Genomic DNA, 16,948 nt, shown 5'->3' with positions numbered 1-16,948 from the left:
ACGCCGGCGCCGGGGCAGTCGGTGGGGCGATTGCCGGAAATGCTCTGCAGAATCTCGCAGACAGCGTGAATGAGGCGGTTGGTCAGGCGGTCGTTGCGATGGCCACAGCGTGGGTGCACATGCCAACGCCGACTCTTGCCGCGTTCGATGGCGAGAACTACATACCTTCGGAGGCGGTGGCCTTCATCAGAGACAGTGTGTGGTGGTACACGCTGGCATTGGCCGTGGTTGCCGTCTTGATCGGCGCGCTCCGAATGGCGTGGGAACGTCGAGGACAGCCGCTGGCAGACGTGCTGAAGGCCCTTGTCACCTTGGTCGTAGTCTCGGGCGCAGGCATCGCTGCGATCGGCTTGCTGGTCACAGCTGGCGACGAGTTTTCCGTGTGGGTGATCGCCCGCTCCCCCGAGGGGACTGATTTCGGGCAGAACATCGTCATGCTCGGCGGCAGGCTCACGGGTAACGATGCCCTGGGCGCCGTGATGGTTATCGCGGCCGGTACCGGCCTGCTGCTGCTGAGCCTTGTCCAGATCGTGCTGCTGGTGTTCCGCGGCGCGATGCTGGTGCTCTTGGCGGGGATGCTGCCGACGGCAGCGGCGTTCACCAACACCCCGACGGGGTCGCAGTGGTTCAAGAAGTACGTCGGTTGGACGATCGCGTTCATTCTCTATAAACCGATCGCTGCGCTCATCTACGCGACCGCGTTCCAGCTGATGGGCATCGACCTGGCAGCCGATGAGTCCGGAGTGGTGACCCTCGTCCAGGGCATCACCTTGATGGCTCTTGCGCTGGTCGCCATGCCTGCGCTGATGCGGTTCGTCGCACCGGCCGTATCGGCAGTCGCAGGTGGTGGTGGGGGTGGCGCAGCTCTAGCTGGGTTGGGCTCGGCCGCTCTCGCGGTCATGCCAACGGGGGCAGTTGCGGCGGGCGCCTCGGGGGCCGCCCGTACGGCAACGACGGCGGCCAGTGGTGCAGCGTCAGCGAGCTCGGGCAGCTCTGGTTCCAGTGGGCCGCAGGGGGCGGCGGGCACATCACCCTCCGGTAGCGGAAACGGTGGCACTTCCGGAGGTGGAGGACAGGGGCAACCGCAGGGGGCCTCCGCACCTCCCGGAGGCCAGGGGAGCGGGTCAGGTGGTAGCCCCACCGGATCGTCGGCGGGTGGTTCGTCAGGTGGCAAGTCGGGCGGCGAGAAGGTAGCCGCCGGTGCATCCGCAGCCGGATCTGCGGCACAAGCCGCCTCGGCAGCAAGCGGGGCAATCAACAACACGATCGAGAGTGGGGGACCCGATGGCAGCCGCTGAGACTCAGACCGCCCGGACGTACGGAAACTGGCGCCGACCAAGCACCGCCGGCCTTGGCACTCTCGGCCTGTTGGCCACGTTCGTCCTGTTCGGTGGATTGATCGCGATCATCGTCGCGATGATGGTCGGCGGATGGCAGGTAGCCCTGCCGCTGGGAGCCGCCGTCCTGTTGGCCGTGATCGTCCTCGCGTTCCGGGACCGGCACGGGATGTCGCCCGCGCAGCGCCTGGCTGTGCGGCTCGGTTGGTGGCGCACACGCCGCCTCGGCTCCCACCTGTACCGCTCCGGCCCGCTCGGCAGGGTGCCGTGGGGCACCGCACAGCTTCCCGGACTCGCCGCAGCGTCGAGGTTGAGCGAGCACACCGACTCCTACGGGCGCCCGTTCGGGCTCCTGTACGTGCCCGCGACGGGGCACTACACCATCGTGATTTCCACAGAGCCCGACGGTGCAGCCCTCGTCGACACCGGCGACGTCGACCAGTGGGTCGCTCAGTGGGGCGTGTGGCTGGCGGCCCTGGGCGACGAGCCGGGCCTCGTCGGAGCATCGGTGACCGTGGAGTCCGCCCCGGACTCCGGGTACCGGCTGCGTCATGAGGTCTCGAGCAACCTCGACCCGAACGCCCCCGCGATCGCGCAGGCGATGCTGCGTGAGGTAGCCGAGACCTGGCCGCTCGGATCGGCCACGATCCGAGCCTGGGTCGCACTCACCTTTACCGCCTCCCCGCGCCCTGGTGGCCGTCGTCGCAGCGCCGACGACATGGGCCGTGAACTCGCGGCCCGCGTTCCCGGCCTCACGCAGCTGCTCTCCGCGACCGGTGCGGGTATCTGCCGCCCGGTCTCGGCCAAGAGCCTGTGCGAAGTGGTCCGGGTCGCCTACGACCCTCCGGCTGAGCGGCTCCTGGACCAGGCCCGCGACGCTGGCGAGGAGCATGACCTGCGCTGGAGCGATGTCGGCCCGTCCGCGGCGCAGGCCGGGTGGGACTACTACCGCCACGACGGATCAGTGTCGGTGTCGTGGTCGATGACCTCTGCGCCTCGTGGCGTGGTGCAGTCCTCCGTTCTGGCGCGTCTCATCGGCCCGCACGCGGGGATCGCGCGCAAGCGGGTGACCATGCTCTACCGGCCCGTCGACCCAGGTACCGCAGCGCGCCTGGTCGAGGCCGACAAGCGCAACGCCGACGTCCGCGCCTCAGGAGCGCGGCCCTCCGCCCGCGCCGCTGTCGACAAGCGCATCGCCGACATCGTCGCCGTCGAGGAGGCTGCCGGGGCTGGCCTGGTGAACTTCGGCATGATCCTCACCGCGACCGTCGAGGACGGGCCAGAGCTCGAGACGCGGATCCAAGACGCGAAGGCCGCCATCGACAACCTCACCGCGACCGCACGCCTGACCCTGCGCCCGGTCTACGGGTCGCAGGATTCAGCGTTCGCTGCCGCTCTCCCGCTCGGCCTGATCTTGCCGGCTCACCTGTCGATGCCGACGTTCGTACGAGAGGCGGCCCGCTGATGGCTAAGAGCAGCACTACACCCACCCGCAGGCCCGGTCCGCGGGGCTGGCGCGGCCGCGGTGGCGGCGCCTCCACTTACGTGCAAGCCCCCGCTGAGTGGCGCGGAACCTCCGTGCAGGTGTGCGGACTCTGGCCCTTCGCAGCCGGATCGGGGGCGCCCGTCGTGGGCGTGCCCCTCGGGCATCACCTGCACACCGGCGCCACGGTCGGGTGCGACCCGATCAGCTGGTTCGAGCGGGGCAACCTCATCAACAACCCCTCCGCGTTCGTCATGGGCTTGCCGGCCTACGGCAAGTCCACCCTGGTCCGCCGGATGGTGCTCGGCCTCACCGGCTACGGAGTCATGCCGCTCGTGTTGGGCGACCTCAAACCCGACTACGTCGACCTGGTCGAAGCGTTGGGCGGGCAGGTCGTCCGCTACGGGCCAGGCAGGGCCAAGATCAACATCCTCGACCCCGGAGAGGCCACCGCCGCGGCAGCACGACTGACCGGGCAAGCCCGGATCGAGGTCCTCGCTGACGCGCACCAGCGCCGCCTGGAGATGGTCGTAGCCCTCTCCAACATCTGGCGCAAACGGCCGCCAGAGTCCATCTCCGTGCAGATCCTCGACCGCGCGCTCCACGTACTCGACGACACCACCGACCGGATCCCAGTCCTCGGTGACCTACTCAAAGTCATCCAGGACGGACCCGAATCGGTGCGCGCGGTCGCCGTCGACCGCGGCGACAAAAACCGCTACCAGGAGATCACCCGCGACATCGAGGTGGACCTGGTCGGGTTCACCTCCGGTGCCGCGTTCGGGGACATGTTCTCCGGCCACACCACGACACCACTGCACCTGGACCGTCCCGCCGTGTTCGACGTGTCCTCACTCGGTGAGGCACAGGCAGACGTCAAAGCCGCAGCACTGCTGTCGTGCTGGTCCTACGGCTTCGGCGCGGTGAACATCGCCAACGCCCTCGCAGACGCCGGCCTGGAACCGCAGCGGCACTACTTCATCGTGATGGACGAGCTGTGGCAGGCGCTGCGCGCCGGCGAAGGCATGGTCGACCGCGTCGACGCCCTCACCCGGCTCAACCGCCAGAAGGGCGTCGGCCAAGTGATGATCTCCCACACCATGTCCGACCTCGCCGCTCTGCCCGAGCTCGATCAGAAGAAGGCGCGCGGCTTCGTCGAACGCTCCGGCATGGTGATCCTCGGGGCGTTGCCCGAGGACGAGATGCCCAGGCTCTCCGGCGCGATCAAACTCGCCCGCGCCGAGCAGGACCTGCTCACCTCCTGGACAACCCCAACGTCGTGGGGCAGTTCGGCCGACACGGAAGCCTCACCCCCTCCTGGCCGCGGGAAGTTCCTCATCAAAGTCGGTGGTCGCCCCGGGATCCCGTTGAACGTCGCACTGACCTCGGTCGAGCAGGGCCTGCACAACACCAACAAGCGGTGGAACCTGGGAAGGCGGCCAGCATGAGCACCCCAACGAATCGCCGCCGCGATCCCGGCGGCCTCAGCGCCGAGACGACCCTGCTCTGGGTCGTGATCATCCTCGTCCTGGTCGCGACGGCCGTTGTGTACGCCGGGGTGCACCTGGGCCACCGGATCGCGGGCACGGCGACCGGGTTGCCGGCGAACCCCTTCGCCGTGCTCTTTGGCCTCCTCAACGGCGAGGTGACCTGGCCAGAGCAGGGCACCGCCGTGGCGATCGCGCTCGGCGCGGTCCTGATCACCGTGGCGATCTTCGTATTGACCCTCGTTGCCCGCTCGAGGCGCCGGCGCGCGCGCGGCGACGAGAAGGCCACGTACATGGGCCGCGGCCGCGACGTCGAGGCCCTGAGTCTCAAGAGTGCGCGGTCGACCGCCAATCGGCTCGGGGCGGTCTCGTCGCCCGGTCTGCCGATCGGTATCACCGTCTCGACACGTCAGCCGCTCCTGAGCTCGTGGGAGGACATGCGGTTCACCATCGCAGGACCTCGGACGGGAAAGACCACCTCGATCGTGGTGCCCGAGATCCTCGCCGCCCCCGGAGCGGTGTTCGCGACGTCCAACAAGCGCGACGTCGTCGATGCCACACGCGACGTCCGCGCCGACAGCGGCCCTGTCTGGGTGTTCGACCCACAGGGCATCGTCAACGAGGAACCCACCTGGTGGTGGGACCCACTCAGCTACGTCACCGACGAGGTGAAGGCGGCCAAACTGGCCGAGCATTTCGCCGCCGGCTCGCGCGATCCCGGGGCACGCGCCGACGCCTACTTCGACTCCGCCGGCCTGGACCTCCTGGCCGGCCTCCTCCTCGCCGCGGCGCTCGACGAACGGCCCATCACCGACGTCTATGCATGGCTCACCAGCCCGACCGACGAAGAGGCCGTCGACATCCTCCGCCGACACGACTTCACCCTCACAGCCCACCAGGTGGCCGGGGTCATCGCAGCGCCGGAGAAGCAGCGCGGCGGGGTCTACGGCACGGCCCAGCAGATGGCCTCCTGCCTGACCAACCGCGCCGTCGCAGCCTGGGTCACCCGGCAGGGCGTACGCCCGCACTTCGACCCAGCAGCATTCGTCCGCGACGGCGGCACGCTGTACTCACTGTCCAAGGAGGGCCGCGGCACCGCCGGACCGCTCGTCACTGCCCTCACCGTGGCGGTCGTGGAAGCCGCAGAAGAACTCGCCGCGCGTTCACCAGGCGGCCGCCTCGCGACGCCCCTGGTCGGCGTGCTCGACGAGGCAGCGAACGTCTGCCGCTGGCGCGAGCTGCCGAACCTGTACTCCCACTACGGATCCCGCGGGATCGTCCTCGACACCGTCCTGCAATCCTGGTCGCAGGGCGTCGACGTTTGGGGCGAGTCCGGCATGAAGAAACTGTGGTCGGCGGCGAACGTGAAGGTCTACGGCGGCAACGTCTCCGAGGTCGCCTTCCTCGAGGATCTCTCCCGGTTGATCGGTGACTACGACCGTCAAGGCTCGACCCTGTCGACCGGCCGCGGTGGCCGCGGCGTGAACTACCAACTTCACCGTGAACGCATTCTCGACGTCGCAGAACTCGCCGCGCTGCCCAAGGGCCGAGCGGTCGTACTGGGCGCCGGCTCGCGCCCCACCCTGATCCGCACCCAACCTTGGATGACCGGCCCACACGCCCAAGACGTGCGAGCCTCCATCACCGCCCACGACCCCCAAGCGGAGCGCACCATCGCCGCAGCGGAACAGGAACTCGACACCGTCGAGGCGACCCCGACCGTCGAGGACGCATTGTGAACGACTGGGGTGACGACGACTACGTCGAAGAACCCACCGTTGAGGCCGAGCCCTCCGCGGACATCCAGGCGGAGGCCACGCCCACCCTCTACTACGGCTCCGTCGACGAGTTCGTCCGCGAACACCTACGGAATGTCTACCGCCGGCGAATCCCTGGCACCGGCAGCGGCCGGGTCTGGGCCGCGCGGTGGTGGGAGTACGACGAAGCGGTGATCCGCCTCGAAGCCCTCTGGCGCGCGTGGGAGCACCTGCGCCTCGACGCGGCCACCGGGATGAGCGTCTGGTGGCGCGACCACGCAGATCACCACATGGCCGTCCTCCTGGACCCGGACGGCCCGTTCATGGGCGCCAAGGGCGACGAGAACAGATCCGAGATCGGCGCGCCACTGCCCTACAAAGCGCCTCCGGAAGGCATGTTCCCGGACGTGCGTGAGCTCTAGGCCTCGCGCAAAGGTCGTGGGCGCTCAGGCAACGTGCAGTCCGTCATCCGCGAGGTATTCGACCAATCGTGACAGTTCTGAGAAGGGCTGCGCGGTGACCTTTCCGTCGTCTGTCAGCGACCAGGCCGTGTAACCCTCCGAGTCGCGGCGCTCCAGCTGGTCGTTGTATCGCCCGGTCGAGACGAATTGGATGTCCAGCCGCGGGCCCTCGCCCGGGTAGTTCACCCTGAGCAACTTACGCGCTGCTGTTTCCTGGATGAGGTGCGACCCCTTGGTGTCGATGCAGATGACACGGTGTTCGGTCCAGAGAAGGAAATCCGGGTAGAAGTTGCGGGTGGGTCCGGCCGTGATCAAGGGGATGCCATAGCCGGACCGGTCGGGATTTCGCGCCCAGCAAGCGCCGAAGTCGTCAAGGGCCCGGGCGAACCGCGCCTCTTCACCATTGAGACCTGCGTACCCCTCGTGCACCGCGTGCTTGTACGGAGTTACCTGGTCAGGTCGGGCAAGTAGGGAGCCGACCTTGTACGGGTTGAGGCGCCGTTGGTTCAGGCGCACGTTCGTCACGAACGCGTCGACGATGTCCTGGGCAAGTCGGCATACTGCGGCGTAGGCCGGGCTCCCGATGCCGATGATGGCGTCGAGCTTGCGATCGGCCAGGTGGACGACACCGAGGGCGCTGCTGAATTGGCGTTGCACCTCGCGGTGGAAGACCCAGCGCGCGGACGCGGTGCTGGACTGCTCGAACGCCTCCCATTCGTTGGTGTTGGCGGCTGCCCCGACCTTCTGGCGGACGACCCGGCGGCTGCCTTCGCCCTTCGTGTTGGTCAAGTCCTCGCGGAAGTCTGGAAAGGCTTCCATGAGCTCCTGCACGCGTTGCATCGCGAATCTGCTGTCGATGCCCGTCTCGGGGACCGTGACCGCGAGGCGCGGAGGATAGGTCTCCATCTGCGGCCGCCCCGGGGACGAGACCGCGATGCGGATTCCTCCCGGCTCGCTGCCAAGCTCCTTCTCCACCTCGGCGACGACAGAGGTGAACACCTCGTTCTTGTCCACCCGCACGTAGAAGTGCGCGGTATTCAGGAGATCGGACGGGTAGTGCGTGGCGCTTGGCTGACGGAGTACTCGTCCGATGACCTGGGTGATTTGAGCGCGCGATCCCATGCACTTGTCGACGTAGGCGAAGTAGACCGACGGGTCATCCCAGCCTTCTTGCAGCCGCAAGTTGAAGATGACGTGCTGGTAGTCACCGGCGGTGAAGTCTGCGTAGTCCTGGTCAGCGCCGCTGAACAACACGAACTCCTCCGGCAACGGATAGTCCTTGTCGACCTTGAGGTTGGCGTAGACGGCGATGGTGGCCGGATCGACGTCACAGTGCTCGGTCAGGTAGCGCCAGATCTGGATCGGCGGAGCCTGGCGCTGCAGGAAGGGCTGCTTGGGGTCTTCGGTCTGGTTGGGAGTGTCGGCTACGACGTTGGTGTCGCTGACGTAGATCGCCTTGGGGGTGAAGTCCACACCATGGGCGCGGGCTTCTTCCTCGGTCTCACGTAGAGCCTTTAGGAGTGAGGAGACGGTCTCCTCCATAGGCGAGTTGTAGCCCTCAAGCAGGACTGTCGACTTCACGAGTCCGGCGTCGACCACCTGGCTGGTGGGCACCTTGGTCACCAACTCGTGGTCACTCCAGTCGGCGTTCTTGAGGAACTGGATCTCGCGGTCGAGTCGAGCGGGAATCTTCATCGTCGCTGAGGCTGGCAGGAAGATGTCGGGCTCGAGGTCGAGCAGCAGGTCGGTCTGTTGGTCCGAGAGGTTTTGCCCCTCGTCGTAGACGACGATCAGGGGTCGCCGGTTGCCGTCGGCGTCGAGGCGCTGGGTCAGCGCGGTCCACACCGACTGCTCCATGGTGTCCACATCGCTCTTGTAGATCCGGAGGTTGCCGTCCTCCTTGTCCTTCTGGTTGAACGTGCCCACCGTCGCGCAGTACACCAGCGGTCGGTCTGAGCTAGCCACGTCATCGGGGGAGTAGTCGGCCAGCGCCGCCACGGCGGTGTTGTCGAGCAACTGGTGGTACTTGCCGCCTGGGGAGAGGTTGGCGAACGTCTGCTCGACCACGACCTTGCCCTTGGACAGCCACAGGATGACCGGCGGCACGGGGAGCTCGCCAGCGATGTGTGCCACCGCAGCCGCGAGGATGACGGTCTTGCCTGCACCGGTAAGTGCTGAGAGTGCCTGGAAATACGGCACCACGTGCTTGTTCGCACGGCGGCCGGCGGCCACGGGGTCATCCAGGTACTCCGAGGCCCGCTGGGCGATCTGGGCCGCCGCACTCTCCTGGAATTGGAAGAGGGTGATCACTCCTGGTCCTCCTCGTCATCCTCGGCGTAGGAGTCCGTTCGCACGTCGAGTCCAAAGTCAGCCAGGATCCGGTCCGGGATCTGGTAGAAATGCACACCCGTTGTCGGAAACAGGTTGAACCGGGCGTACACGTGGTACTTAGGCTTCAGGTTGGCCTGCTCGCCCTCCTGGACGCATGCCTCCCACACATCCTCGGTGAAGTCGGTGTTCTGGTCGGGCCCGTCCCAGACCAGGTAGAACCCCTCATCGTCGGCGTTCTTGGCCACCAAGTACGAGTAACTGCGGTCGGCGCATCGCTCGAGGTTTGGTCCGCGACGCCTTGAGGAGTCGAAGTAGGAGGACACGACGGTGTCAACCATCTCTTCACGTTCCATCTGGAGCAGTGCCTGTGCATCGACACGCTTCGTGAGTTGCCGGAACTCGAACCCGCCGGGCAGCGGGCTGCCCTTGCCGTCGGCCCAATCACCGCTGATCACCCGTGCGAGCCGGTCGGCGGTGAGCGAGCGGGCGTAGGAATCGCCCTTCTCGGGGCGCCCCTGCTCGATGAGGATGAAGCGTCGACGCGCGCCCTCGGTCTGGTTTAGAGCCAAGACGGCATGGCCGGTCGTCCCGGAGCCTGCGAAGGGGTCGACCACGGTGCCGTCCGGCGGGCACCAGAGCTGCACGATCTTTTGGATGAGTTTCATCGGCTTGACGGTGTCAAAGCCATGGCCACGGCCGACGACGGCGTTGAGTTCACGGACGCCAATCTCGCTGGTACCTGATTCCTTGTGTGGCCAAGAAATCGATCCGAGCTCGAGTTCTTGGGTCTCCTCGGTGGAGGCCCAGAAAGTCGTGGGCACGACGCCGCCCGCTACCTCCTCGAGGTAGGTCTTGTACCGGAGCTCACCATGACCAGGCCTGCGACGCTGATCGTTGCGCCAGAAGTAACGGGGCCAGTCCTGGGATCGGACGGCAAGAGCCTTCTCCTGCGCGGCCGCGACGACCGCGTCGCTCGCGTAGTCCTCAGTGAGCGGATTGCGGGCACCCTTGATCAGCAGCGCCGGCCGTAGCCCATCGTCCAGATCCCGGTCCTCGTAGGTGACACCCCACTCCTCAACCGCGGCCTTCATCTTTCTGCGTTCATTGCGCCAACACCGCCCCTCCTGGGGATAGTGGAGCCGTCCGGTGAAAGGGTTCTGGATCCCGTAGACCTGTCCTGGGTGGGTTGAGGCGCCCATCAAAGTGGAGTCCGAAGGCGCCCAAGCCCCTCGAGGATCAGAGTCGGGATTCACGTAGCCGGCGGCAGTTTTGTCCGAGCGACGGATCCTGCCGGTGCTGACGGCCTCGTCGTTCTTGGCGTAGACGAGCACATACTCGGTCGCCGTCGACACGCCCTGATCGTGGTTCTTCGGCGAGGTGATCTTCTGCCAGTTGATGATCGCGAGGCGGTTCTGTTCACCGAAGATCTCGTCGAGCATCTGGCCCAGGTGGAAGAGCTCACGATGGTCGATGCAGATCGCGAGGACCCCACTCGGCTTGAGCATCTGCTTCATCAGCCGTAGACGAGGGAACATGAACTTCATCCACTTGGTGTGCTTGGCCCGATCGTCGGCCGAGACGATGTCACCAATCCCGGCGTCGTTGGGGTCGTGATCCCACTTGTCGTTGTACCGGAAGTCGTTGCCGGTGTTATACGGCGGATCGGTCAGGATCAGGTCGACGTGACCACGCTCGCGGTAAAGGGTGACCAGCGCCTGTAGGTTGTCGCCCTCGATCAAGAGGTTGCGGGCCTGCTCGGCCTCGGAGCCGGCGCTGTACTTCGCCACAGTCCGTTGGACATGGGGGCGAACCTTGCGCGAGATGCGCCTCGCCAGTGCCTTGCCCGGAAAAGACAACTTGACACCGGCCTCAGCCCGCTCGTGGAGCATCGCGATGAGCTCGTCCTTGCTCAGAAGTTCCAAGTCGTCCAGGTTATCCACTGCATCCTCGTCGTCTTTGCGGGTCGTCAAGCACGCTACCTGCTCGGAAGCGCGCACCGGAGCCAATCATGAAGGCCCGACAAGCAAGATCGAACGTGCTGCCAGCCATACGGTGAGCGCCCACGCGTCGGACCGGTCATCCTGGTCCGCGAGGCCCGACGACAGCGGACCGATGTGCTCGTTCGGATGCCCGCCAAGCGGGTACGGCCGCAGCGACTGCCGGTAGGTCCCCCCCACCCAGGCCCGCGCGGGCACGCCGAGACCTGCTTACAGGTTGGTGCGTCATCCAGCACTCAGATGCGGCTTGGGTGGAATCGCGGACGAGGCGCCTACGCCCCGGTCATTGCTCGAACGGGTCCACCCGCTCTGCTTCGAGCTGACTCCAGATCGCCCCGATGTGGTTGACCGCTTCAGATAGAGCCTGGCCCATTTCGACGATGTTGACGCGCCCGCCGCTCGTCTGTCCTGGTCGAGGCGTCTGCACCTTCCCCCACGCGCCCGACGGATCCTTCTGAAGTGTCCATGAGTATCGGAAGGTCTCACCGCGGTCGTCGGCCTGGTCGAGTTCGTCGATCACACCCACCACCGAGGAGTCCATCGCTTGGGCACCCAGGGCGACCAGCGAGTGGTTGAGCTCGTCACGGAGCACACCGAGACGGTGCCCGGCCGTGTTCTTGAACCACTTCGCCAAGTCGTCGCTCGTCCGAGATGTCAGATTCGCATAGGGCTTGGCCCGTTCGGCGACGCCAATCGCGGTCTTGAGTTGGAGTTCCATCGCGTGTCGGTATAACAAGATGACCGGTGGCAGTAGGGCGTCGAAGCGCTCTTCCGGCCACGCGGCAACGACAAGCTCGGCGGCGCGTTTGTACCCCTCAGCGAGCTTCGAATCGGTCTCGTGGTAGCGATCGGCGACCGCGTTCTGCTTCCAGTCGTCGCCGCTGGCCTGGTCGAAGATCGGGCTCATCTTCGAAAGAGTAGCCCCGGCCCGGCGGGAACCGAGACAGTTCTAGGACTCGATCCACCTTCGATCGGCAGACCTACCAAAACCAGCATGGTTCGGTGGGCCCCTGGCTTCCCAAGCCAAGGGCCCACCGGCCAGCACGGGCGACTACGGTCGACAGCCCTTCTCCCGGCCCAACACCTGGCGGGTTCTGCCTCATCACCCCGACCTCTCGCGCATCGCGTACGCGTAGGCCGACTACTGACTAGGCCCCTCGTTCGGCGCAACCAACTGGGCCACGGAAACCCCAGTCGAGAAGTCACTCTCCCTCAGGACCTGCGCCCGAGCCTAGCCGCCGGAACGGCTCAATACCAGCACTGACCTGCGAAAATGTGAGGATGTCCCGTACATGGTTGCTGCCACCCTCGTGGCTGATGCTGACCTGGGTTAGTGTCAGTAGAGTGGACGGTACGTCACAGTCAACTAGAAGGGTGTGCCTCAGATGAGCGAAGTAGAGAGGGCATCAAGTTCATCGCGACGACACAAAGGGACCGTCGCGCGAACAAGGGCGAAAGAGGTCGCGCCGGCCTTGCGTCCGCGGGCACAGGAAGAGGTCCAATGGCTGCTCGGCTCAAGTACACGCCGTACCACCACCCCCGTTCGCAAGGCCTTCGTGCGGACCGACGATCCCATGACCCCTCCTCCGCTGACTCGGATTGTCTCAACGCGCGGGCGTGGTGGCCGTGTAGCACTGAAGGTGTACCTGGGTCTGTTGCGGCGCAGCTCAGCGGAGCCGTACACCACCGACCTGTCGGCTCGACGGTGGGCTGAGCTGCTCGACCTTGATGATCCCTCCCGCCTCGGCGCTCGACGCGTGACGGATGCCATGGCGCGTCTGAGAGAGATGAAGTTGATCGAAGTCGAGACAAACCGGGGGGAGGCCTCGGTCATCACGTTGCTTCGTGAAGACGGCTCGGGTCTCCCGTATGCCCCTCCGAGCGGACCGCGTGTAAAGCGCGAAGATTGGTACCTGCAGATTCCGGACCGACTCTGGCGTGGCTACATCCAGAGCATGAGCGCACCCGCGCTCGCCATGCTGCTGATTCTCCTGGCCGAACCGGAGAGCACCACACGTGGCGCATGGTGGTCCGTCACCAACTTTCCCGCCTGGTACGGCATCAGCCCATCCATGCGAGCCAAAGGCACGACTGAGCTCATCGACCTTCGGCTCCTACGTGTCACCAAGCAGAAGCTTGATACGCCTCGAGGCGCCAACGCGGACGAGCGGGACCGCGTGCGCAACTTGTACCAGCTCATCGGACGCGCCAACCCGAGCCCCAACCCCAAGACGCCCGCCCCCGCCTCGAGGAAGCGACTGCGCGCGATTAGGAACACGCCGTAACCCTCGACCAAGCGGCACGGCCGAGCCTGGGCTGCGCCCCCTGGTCTGGGACAGGATGCCGCCTGCAAGCCGAGGGGTCCGCTATCGCTCAAGTCCGGTTCGTTGTACCTGGGACCCGCGGCCGCGGGACTTGCGCGCCTTCGGTGCCTTGCCTCCGGCGCCCCGGGTCGTCTCGGTCGCAGGCTTGGCCTGGCTGACGTCGGCGCGCATCCTCGTGGCCACGAGCTCGGGGCCGACCCCATGAGCCTCAAGATCCGCAGCGGTCGTGGTCCGGCGCTCGGCAGAGTCATACAGCGGCTCGGACGCCGTCCGGGCGGCCTCGGCCTGCGCCTGCCGCTCTGCCTCATCCCCGACCACCGCGGCGCGCTCGGGCAGCCTGTCGGCGGTGTTAGCTACGGCCATCAGTCGTTGTGCCTCGGCACTGTCGGCGCGAGCACCCTGGCGCTCGGCTTCGGCCCGCACGCGACGCTGCTCGGCGCGAGCGATCGCCTCGCGCACTGCACCTGAGTCTGCGTTCGTGCCGGCGACGTCGACGCCGTACCTGGTGCGCAACTCTTCGCGGATTCGCTGCTCGGCGCGGGCGAGTTCGGGATCCTCGTTCGCCCACGCCCGGGCGACTTGGTAGGTGTCGCCGATCTGCTCCGGGGTGGCTGTATCCCACCATTCCGACCTGTGCACGGCGCCCGCCTGGGCGCGAGCAACCTGGTTCTCAGCCTCGAGCCGCGACTGCAGCTCGCGGGCCTCCTGCTCGCTCCCAGCTTCGGCTCGCCGGAGCTCGCTCTCCCGTGAACGACTCAGCCGCTCGGCCACCTGGCCCGCTGCTGTGACCAGCACCCGAAGTTGGCCCTCGAATGCCTCGTCGATTCCATCGTTGGCCTCGGACATGGTCGACCCCTCCCCTATCGTTCCGGTCCGCGATCTGCGCCCGGCTTTGTGCTCTGACGTGCTCTGCTCGGTTCGATCTTGTTCGGCAGGGGCGACGTCGCCCTGGTCGCGTCGTGACCCTGGCTCGCGCGCTGGCGGGCCGCGACGGCCTCGACCTCGAGGGCGAGCGGTGGCGCGGTCTCGATGGTCGCTGTGGCTGCACCGGCCTGCCCCTGCGGCCGCGGCAACGCGTCCCGTATCCGCATCAGGCGCCCGCGGGTGTCTTCTGCCAGGAGTTGCGCCTGCCTGGTCTGCTGCGCTGCCACAGACGCCGCGTGGACGGCCTGAGCTAGGCGTAGGAACTGGCGGATCATCACCGCCTGCGCTGCGGTGCCCTGGCCGCCGCGGGCTGCGCTGGCCAGGAGCATCGCCGCACCGGAGATCGCGACTGTGCCGGCCTTCTGAGGAGCCACGGTCCGCCGGTACGTCTGCGCCGACCGCGACAACGCCTCCGACGCTGCAGCAAGATCGCCGGGCACCTCCTCGGTGGCGTTCGACCACGCCGCCAGAGCGCCCGCCGTCTGACGGGCGACGGTCGCCCATGTGTCCCGGTCGTCAACCGGCACCGACCGCAAGCACTCGACGAGAGCGCTGAGCTCCTGGTTCTGCCGACCCCACAGTTCTGGGTCCGGCGCGGTGCTCTCCCGGCCCGGTGCGACCACCCGCCGGCCGCGACCAGCCGCAGTCCACTCTGCGGCCGCATCGCTCGCGCTCGTCGGGCTGTCGGGCCACTCGGACCGCAACCGCGGCAACGTCAGATCCCGGCCCAGCTGCCCGCCGCCGTACCAAATCGGGCGCTCCCCATGCTCGGGCCTCGCGGCCACCGAGTACCCGGTGACGACGTCGGTGCGCCCCTGCGCGAATCGCGGCCGCAGCAACGCACCGGCACGCCGGACCCGTCGCACGAACTCCGCCTCATCTGCGCTCGAGGTGGCGCACCCGCGCACCGTCCGAGCCAGCGCCAGTCGCGGCTCGTCGGCGCGCGCCTGTGCACTCACAAGCGCCGACCGCTCCCCCGCCGGCAGAGACGCCCACGCCGGGCCACGGCTCCCGCCCCGGGTGCGGTCGCGCTCGTACTTCGCCCGGGCTCGCGCCCGGCCCTGCGCCTCCCGCTCGGCCGGGTCGAAGCCACGGGTGGCCCGCTCGGTCTTGACCGACTCCAGCTGCTCCAACCCGTGCCGCACCTCGAGCGCGCGGGCCGCCCGCTGCGCCCGTTGGTGATCGTTATGCACCGACGCCTTCGTGCCGTCCTCACGCACCAGCTGCACCGCCAGGTGCACGTGATCATTCCCGCCGGCGGACAAGCCATGGCGCACCGCAACCCACCGGCACGGGGCCTTCGTGCCCTCGTTGTCGTCGAAACCCATCTCGCGGACAAAGTCGTCCGCGATCGCGCCCCACCGCTCGTCGGTCAGCTGGCCCTCGTCGGCCCGGATCGACAACGAGCAATGCCACACGTGCCCCTGGGGCACCTCGACGTCGAACGCCTTCCGCGGCCGGTCCAGATGCTGCGCGATCGCCAGCGCCGAATCACGGTTCAACTCGTCCTCGCTGTGCCACGCCATCAACGCCGCGTCACCACCCACCAGGTGCGGCTCCGTGTGCTCGTTGCTACGACCCGGACCGGCCAGGTAGACCAGCAGCCCACCCATCCGGTCACCGCGCGTGACGTTCGGCATCACGACAGGCTCAACCCGTCAATCGCCTCGTCAATACGGCCAGCGGTGCGACGAACCGCGCGCAGCGTCTCCACCAGGTCCTCCTGCACCTCACCGGTGGCGTTCGTCGCCTTCGCCATCTGGTTCACATTGTTCGAGATGGCCGCCAACAACCGGTGCGCCCGGAACAGTTCCGCGATCGCGTTGCGCCGCTCGGTCGCCGTCTCCCCCGTCTCCGACGCCAGCGCCGACTCCACCAACAGCCGCGGCACCGTGACCTCCTGCGCCAACGCTAGGCGCAACAGCACCGCCTCTTCCTCCGGGGTCACCTTCACCTCGTGACGGTGCTGCCGACCACCGGGCGCGTTCGCACGCCGACGGCGCGTGAACCTGCGCCCACCAGGCGACTCCTCACCCATCCCTACACCGCCCCTCAGCCCAGCGCAGCGAACCCGCCCAACGCGGGGACCACACCACCAGTGTGTCCCGGCCGCCTCGACCTGTCGAGAGGACGAGCCACTTAGCCGTGCTAAGTGTATAGCTTGCTCCGTCTGGGTCTCCGCATACTGCACGTCGCCTTCCGACACGGGGCGCGCACCACAGGTGCGTAGGTCCGGCGACTGTCGGTCGCGGAGACCTAGGCTCAGACGATGGACAACGACCAACTTCCATCAGCCATCGAGAGCCAGATCCAGTCGCTCCTGGACAAGCGCGTCGAGGCCGTGCGCGAACTCGTTCGCCGCAGCCAGAACGTCACCAACGCCGAAGCCAACCTGACCGCTGCCCGCAGCGAACACCGCAAAGCCTGGATGCAGGCGATCCAGCGCGGCTGGACCGAAGCAGAACTGCGCAAGGTCGGCCTCAGCCGCCCAACGGCGGCGCGCACGCGCCGCACATCCAAGACCGACTCCGGTCAATCCGAGACGTCGAATCCCGAGCATTGATCCTCCAGCCCGCGGCGCGTGAGTCAAGGGCTTCGCAAGCGCCTCCGGCGCCCTTGACACACACGCCGCGGGCAGGGCTGTCCGCCTATCGGGAATGCCGGCGGGGACCATCCACGCCACCAACCCAAGGGAGCCCGACATGTCTCACCCATCACCGATCGAACAGGCCATCGAACAACAGCTGCCAGCCGAACGTCCGGCCGCCCAGGCGGCCATCGACTGGATCCAGCCGCAACTCGACCTGACCATCACCGACCTCGACGGTGGTGAGCAGCGATGACCAG

The 16,948-nt window shown here is 67.2% G+C and carries 14 protein-coding genes; 8 read left to right on the top strand and 6 right to left on the bottom strand.

Translation table 11 applies throughout. The features are described from left to right. The first annotated feature begins 119 nt into the window (after positions 1-119). The 5 genes from EXU48_RS23815 (at position 120) to EXU48_RS23795 (ending at position 6,486) form a co-directional block, all read left to right on the top strand. The gene (locus EXU48_RS23815) at positions 120-1,298 is read left to right on the top strand and encodes a hypothetical protein (protein WP_207947883.1); all 1,179 of its coding nucleotides are present in this window, start codon (positions 120-122) and stop codon (positions 1,296-1,298) included. Continuing rightward, the gene (locus EXU48_RS23810; RefSeq protein ID WP_165962969.1) at positions 1,285-2,802 is read left to right on the top strand and encodes an SCO6880 family protein; all 1,518 of its coding nucleotides are present in this window, start codon (positions 1,285-1,287) and stop codon (positions 2,800-2,802) included. Before EXU48_RS23815 ends, EXU48_RS23810 begins: the two co-directional genes overlap by 14 nt. Positions 2,803-2,966: 164 nt before the next feature. Further along, positions 2,967-4,268 (top strand): ATP/GTP-binding protein, encoded by a 1,302-nt coding sequence (locus EXU48_RS23805; protein WP_133110198.1) that lies wholly within the window; start codon positions 2,967-2,969, stop codon positions 4,266-4,268. Next, positions 4,265-6,046 carry a type IV secretory system conjugative DNA transfer family protein gene (locus EXU48_RS23800; RefSeq protein WP_133110197.1) on the top strand — a complete coding sequence of 594 codons (1,782 nt, stop codon included), beginning with the start codon at positions 4,265-4,267 and terminating at the stop codon, positions 6,044-6,046. Before EXU48_RS23805 ends, EXU48_RS23800 begins: the two co-directional genes overlap by 4 nt. Continuing rightward, complete coding sequence (locus EXU48_RS23795) at positions 6,043-6,486, top strand: DUF4913 domain-containing protein (protein ID WP_133110196.1); 444 nt, start codon at positions 6,043-6,045, stop codon at positions 6,484-6,486. The genes EXU48_RS23800 and EXU48_RS23795 overlap by 4 nt, the downstream gene beginning before the upstream one ends. Positions 6,487-6,510: 24 nt before the next feature. Here the strand turns inward: EXU48_RS23795 and EXU48_RS23790 are convergent, their stop codons facing one another. From EXU48_RS23790 to EXU48_RS23780, 3 genes are all read right to left on the bottom strand, one after another. Continuing rightward, positions 6,511-8,835, bottom strand: coding sequence for a DEAD/DEAH box helicase (locus tag EXU48_RS23790; protein WP_133110195.1), 2,325 nt, complete (start codon positions 8,833-8,835; stop codon positions 6,511-6,513). Beyond that, positions 8,832-10,826, bottom strand: a complete 1,995-nt coding sequence (locus EXU48_RS23785; protein WP_235857244.1) for a site-specific DNA-methyltransferase — start codon at positions 10,824-10,826, stop codon at positions 8,832-8,834. The genes EXU48_RS23790 and EXU48_RS23785 overlap by 4 nt, the downstream gene beginning before the upstream one ends. Positions 10,827-11,136: 310 nt before the next feature. Then, the gene (locus EXU48_RS23780) at positions 11,137-11,760 is read right to left on the bottom strand and encodes a hypothetical protein (RefSeq protein ID WP_133110194.1); all 624 of its coding nucleotides are present in this window, start codon (positions 11,758-11,760) and stop codon (positions 11,137-11,139) included. A 733-nt stretch (positions 11,761-12,493) separates the two neighbouring features. Here EXU48_RS23780 and EXU48_RS23775 point away from each other — a divergent pair. Continuing rightward, entirely contained in the window at positions 12,494-13,138 is a 645-nt protein-coding gene (locus tag EXU48_RS23775; RefSeq protein WP_133110193.1) for a hypothetical protein, read from the top strand. A gap of 81 nt (positions 13,139-13,219) precedes the next feature. Here EXU48_RS23775 and EXU48_RS24665 read toward each other — a convergent pair whose 3' ends face one another. From EXU48_RS24665 to EXU48_RS23760, 3 genes are read right to left on the bottom strand one after another with little or no spacing between them, the layout of a single operon-like run. Next, positions 13,220-14,023, bottom strand: coding sequence for a hypothetical protein (locus tag EXU48_RS24665; protein ID WP_165962968.1), 804 nt, complete (start codon positions 14,021-14,023; stop codon positions 13,220-13,222). Positions 14,024-14,037: 14 nt separating this feature from the next. After that, positions 14,038-15,741 carry a relaxase/mobilization nuclease domain-containing protein gene (locus tag EXU48_RS23765; protein ID WP_235857243.1) on the bottom strand — a complete coding sequence of 568 codons (1,704 nt, stop codon included), beginning with the start codon at positions 15,739-15,741 and terminating at the stop codon, positions 14,038-14,040. Continuing rightward, positions 15,741-16,055, bottom strand: a complete 315-nt coding sequence (locus tag EXU48_RS23760) for a MobC family plasmid mobilization relaxosome protein (protein WP_235857242.1) — start codon at positions 16,053-16,055, stop codon at positions 15,741-15,743. The genes EXU48_RS23765 and EXU48_RS23760 overlap by 1 nt, the downstream gene beginning before the upstream one ends. Before the next feature lie 315 nt (positions 16,056-16,370). On the opposite strand from EXU48_RS23760, the gene EXU48_RS23755 reads away from it, so the two are divergent. Both EXU48_RS23755 and EXU48_RS24660 read left to right on the top strand, forming a co-directional pair. Then, positions 16,371-16,664 carry a hypothetical protein gene (locus EXU48_RS23755; protein WP_133110190.1) on the top strand — a complete coding sequence of 98 codons (294 nt, stop codon included), beginning with the start codon at positions 16,371-16,373 and terminating at the stop codon, positions 16,662-16,664. A 139-nt stretch (positions 16,665-16,803) separates the two neighbouring features. Next, positions 16,804-16,944 carry a hypothetical protein gene (locus EXU48_RS24660; RefSeq protein WP_165962967.1) on the top strand — a complete coding sequence of 47 codons (141 nt, stop codon included), beginning with the start codon at positions 16,804-16,806 and terminating at the stop codon, positions 16,942-16,944. Positions 16,945-16,948 lie beyond the last annotated feature (4 nt).

Origin of the sequence: Occultella glacieicola, from assembly GCF_004353825.1 — a bacterium.
Taxonomy (GTDB): domain Bacteria; phylum Actinomycetota; class Actinomycetes; order Actinomycetales; family Beutenbergiaceae; genus Occultella; species Occultella glacieicola.
The sequence above is the reverse complement of the archived record's forward strand: the minus strand, read 5'-3'. Positions and strand labels throughout refer to the sequence as shown.

Bases quoted from the DNA above. Each gene is read 5' to 3' on its own strand.
- EXU48_RS23815 (WP_207947883.1), top strand. From the start codon at position 120: ATGCCAACGCCGACTCTTGCCGCGTTCGATGGCGAGAACTACATACCT.
- EXU48_RS23755 (WP_133110190.1), top strand. From the start codon at position 16,371: ATGGACAACGACCAACTTCCATCAGCCATCGAGAGCCAGATCCAGTCG.
- EXU48_RS23800 (WP_133110197.1), top strand. From the start codon at position 4,265: ATGAGCACCCCAACGAATCGCCGCCGCGATCCCGGCGGCCTCAGCGCC.
- EXU48_RS23810 (WP_165962969.1), top strand. From the start codon at position 1,285: ATGGCAGCCGCTGAGACTCAGACCGCCCGGACGTACGGAAACTGGCGC.
- EXU48_RS23780 (WP_133110194.1), bottom strand. From the start codon at position 11,760: ATGAGCCCGATCTTCGACCAGGCCAGCGGCGACGACTGGAAGCAGAAC.
- EXU48_RS23765 (WP_235857243.1), bottom strand. From the start codon at position 15,741: ATGCCGAACGTCACGCGCGGTGACCGGATGGGTGGGCTGCTGGTCTAC.
- EXU48_RS24665 (WP_165962968.1), bottom strand. From the start codon at position 14,023: ATGTCCGAGGCCAACGATGGAATCGACGAGGCATTCGAGGGCCAACTT.
- EXU48_RS24660 (WP_165962967.1), top strand. From the start codon at position 16,804: ATGTCTCACCCATCACCGATCGAACAGGCCATCGAACAACAGCTGCCA.